The organism is Lysinibacillus halotolerans (assembly GCF_003711845.1).
Classification (GTDB): Bacteria; Bacillota; Bacilli; order Bacillales_A; family Planococcaceae; genus Ureibacillus; species Ureibacillus halotolerans.
Genome location: NZ_RHLQ01000095.1, coordinates 1 through 2,715, shown reverse-complemented (window position 1 = coordinate 2,715; position 2,715 = coordinate 1). Strand labels below are relative to the sequence as shown.

The 2,715-nt window shown below is 37.1% G+C and carries 2 protein-coding genes and 1 rRNA gene; 2 read left to right on the top strand and 1 reads right to left on the bottom strand.

What is annotated here, in order from left to right; translation table 11 throughout:
• The first annotated feature begins 3 nt into the window (after window positions 1–3).
• Together rrf and EC501_RS18200 are read left to right on the top strand one after the other, a co-directional pair.
• Window positions 4–119: ribosomal RNA gene (gene rrf, locus EC501_RS18205) — 5S ribosomal RNA — on the top strand.
• A 717-nt stretch (window positions 120–836) separates the two neighbouring features.
• The gene (locus tag EC501_RS18200; protein ID WP_122973749.1) at window positions 837–1,229 is read left to right on the top strand and encodes a winged helix-turn-helix transcriptional regulator; all 393 of its coding nucleotides are present in this window, start codon (window positions 837–839) and stop codon (window positions 1,227–1,229) included.
• Window positions 1,230–1,342: 113 nt separating this feature from the next.
• Here the strand turns inward: EC501_RS18200 and EC501_RS18195 are convergent, their stop codons facing one another.
• Entirely contained in the window at window positions 1,343–2,062 is a 720-nt protein-coding gene (locus tag EC501_RS18195; protein WP_122973748.1) for a 3-ketoacyl-ACP reductase, read from the bottom strand.
• Between the last annotated feature and the right edge of the window lie 653 nt (window positions 2,063–2,715).

Genomic DNA, 2,715 nt, shown 5'->3' with positions numbered 1-2,715 from the left:
TAGTCTAGTGATGATGGCAAAGAGGTCACACCCGTTCCCATACCGAACACGGAAGTTAAGCTCTTTAGCGCCGATGGTAGTTGGGGGCTTCCCCCTGTGAGAGTAGGACGTTGCTAGGCAACAGAGACCACTGAAAATTCAGTGGTCTTTTTTTATATCCAAAAAGCCCCCAACAAACAAAAGCCGAAGGCTTTAATCGGCGCGTTTAAGAACGATCAAAAATGCAGAAGGAAAAACTCGAGAAGCGGGAGGACCGAGGAAAACAAGGAATCAAGGAAGCCCGAAGCGCAGTGTACTTGGTACATGAGCATCGGACTGACGCAGATGACGCAGTTTTCCGACGTGTCATCGTGCTTCGCAGAGCGTCGATGGTAGTTGAGGGGTACCCCCTGTGAGAGTAGGACGTTGCTAGGCAACAGAGACCACTGAAAATTCAGTGGTCTTTTTTATACCTAAAAAGCCCTCAACGTACAAAAAGCCGAAGGCTTTAATCGGCGCGTTTAAGAACAATCAAAAATACAGAAGGAAAATCTCGAGAAGTGGGAGGACCGAGGAAAACAAGGAATCAAGGAGGCCCGAAGCACAGTGTGACTCGTTACATGAGCATCGGACTGACGCAGATGACGCAGTTTTTCGACGTGTCATCGCGCTTCGCAGCTTTCAGGATTTAATCTTTAACTTGAGGTTCAAAAGAGTATCATTGATATTTTGTTAGTTGACATACATATACCAGCTAAGCGTAGTTTCATTTATCTAGATTTAATAATGATATACTAAACAATAGTAAGGTATGTTAGTTGCCTATATTGAAATTTGTGAATGGAGAGTCAAAAATTATGACCGATAGATTACGCGATGAGATAAAAGAAAAGATTAGCAATGGTGACTTTCATTGTGAGAAAGAATTAACCTTATCGATTATAAGTGGAAAATGGAAAGTGGTTATTTTATGGCATCTAGGTGTAGAGGGACCACATCGATTTAGTGAATTGCAAAAAATTTTTCCAAAAATATCACATAAAATACTAACAAATCAATTAAGAGAGCTGATGGAGGATGGGATCATTCATCGTAAAGTGTATCCCGAAATGCCACCAAAAGTGATATATTCCATGACAGATCTTGGGATGACTTTACTGCCAATTGTAGAGATGATGTACGAGTGGGGAAAAAAACGTATAGAGCAAATTAAGATTTCTGCAGATTTAAAAGACGAAAAAGAAGGGTGAATCTAAGATATAAATAGATCACTGAACTGAACCCCGAATAGTGGAAACTTTAAAAAAAGTGGACCTATTCGGGGTTCAGTTCACACCCTTTATAACTTCCTTTTTATTTTTACTTATGGGTTGGTAGACCATAAGCCAGCTGATTTAATAAATACACGAGGATGAAGTTTCAGTTGGGAAACGATAAATTCAGCTAAATCCTCCGGCTGCATAACCTTTTCTGGGTTGCCGTCCGTTAAATTTTCTTTAAAAGCAAGCTCTGTAGCGACAGTGCTTGGTGTTAAAGCAGTAACACGAATATTATGTTTCCGAACTTCTAGTGCTAATGACTCTGTTAAACCAAGAAGGCCAAATTTAGATGCGCTATATGCACTTGTAGCGGGGGCACCTTTTTGTCCAGCAGTAGAGGAAATATTAATAATATCTCCACCGTTTTTTTCAATTAGTTGCGGAAGAACTGTTCGTGTTACGTAGTAGACTCCCATTAAATTAACATCAATCATAGATTTCCATTCTTCAGGAGAAAGATCTAGAAAGCCACCAAACTTTCCTATCCCAGCATTGTTAATCAAAATATCGAAGGATCCTAGTTCATTAGTAAGTGAATCGACTGCTTTTTCCACTTGTTCGAGTGAAGCAACATCTCCTGTAGCATAAGCGACTTTTACTCCAGTTGATTCAATTTCTGATATAACACTTTTTAAATCTGCCTCTGTTCGAGCTAAAAGCCCTACATTAACGCCTTCCTTTGCAAGAGCGATTGCAGTGGCTTTTCCAATTCCTTTACCACTCCCTGTAATGAGTGCCGTTTTTCCTTTTAATGATTGTCCCATAAACGAATACCTCTTTTCTATACAAATGTTCCTCTTTATTCAACACATATTTTACAGATGCTCTTTTATCATGTGAAGTATGCACTTTTTTATTACAAGGTTACCTAAAGGTAACTTATCCTCAAATTAGGCATATACTAATAATCTTCGTTTGTCATAAGTTGTAATCACTTAGGAAGAAACAACTCTCTAAAATCATTTTAGTTATGGGTAAAGTTTTATATTTAATAAAGCCAAAAAAGAAAATATTATTCTTATAAAAAATACTTGTATACAATAAATTATAGTGGTATAGTAAAAGTTGCCGCTTCAGTAAGGCTGGATTTGTACGATATTTAAAATTGTTGTTGACTTTACTGAGTGTGATTGGTATAATAATAAAGTTGTCAATAAAGATGTGCAAAGTGTTTGACAACACCAAAATATAATGTTATACTAAAAAAGTTATCGCTATTTACAGTAGATAATATTATTGTTGACATACGAGATATTCGATGTTATACTATAAAAAGTCGCTTTAAAAGAGTAGCGAAACATGAACCTTGAAAACTGAACAACAAAACGTTAATGAAATACAGTTTCAACTTAACAGTTGAAACAAAATTTTGGACATCATTATGATGCCAGTGTAAATTTAGAGCTTTATCAAATTT

Coding starts and splice junctions, on each gene's coding strand:
- EC501_RS18200 (WP_122973749.1), top strand. CDS start 837: ATGACCGATAGATTACGCGATGAGATAAAAGAAAAGATTAGCAATGGT.
- EC501_RS18195 (WP_122973748.1), bottom strand. CDS start 2,062: ATGGGACAATCATTAAAAGGAAAAACGGCACTCATTACAGGGAGTGGT.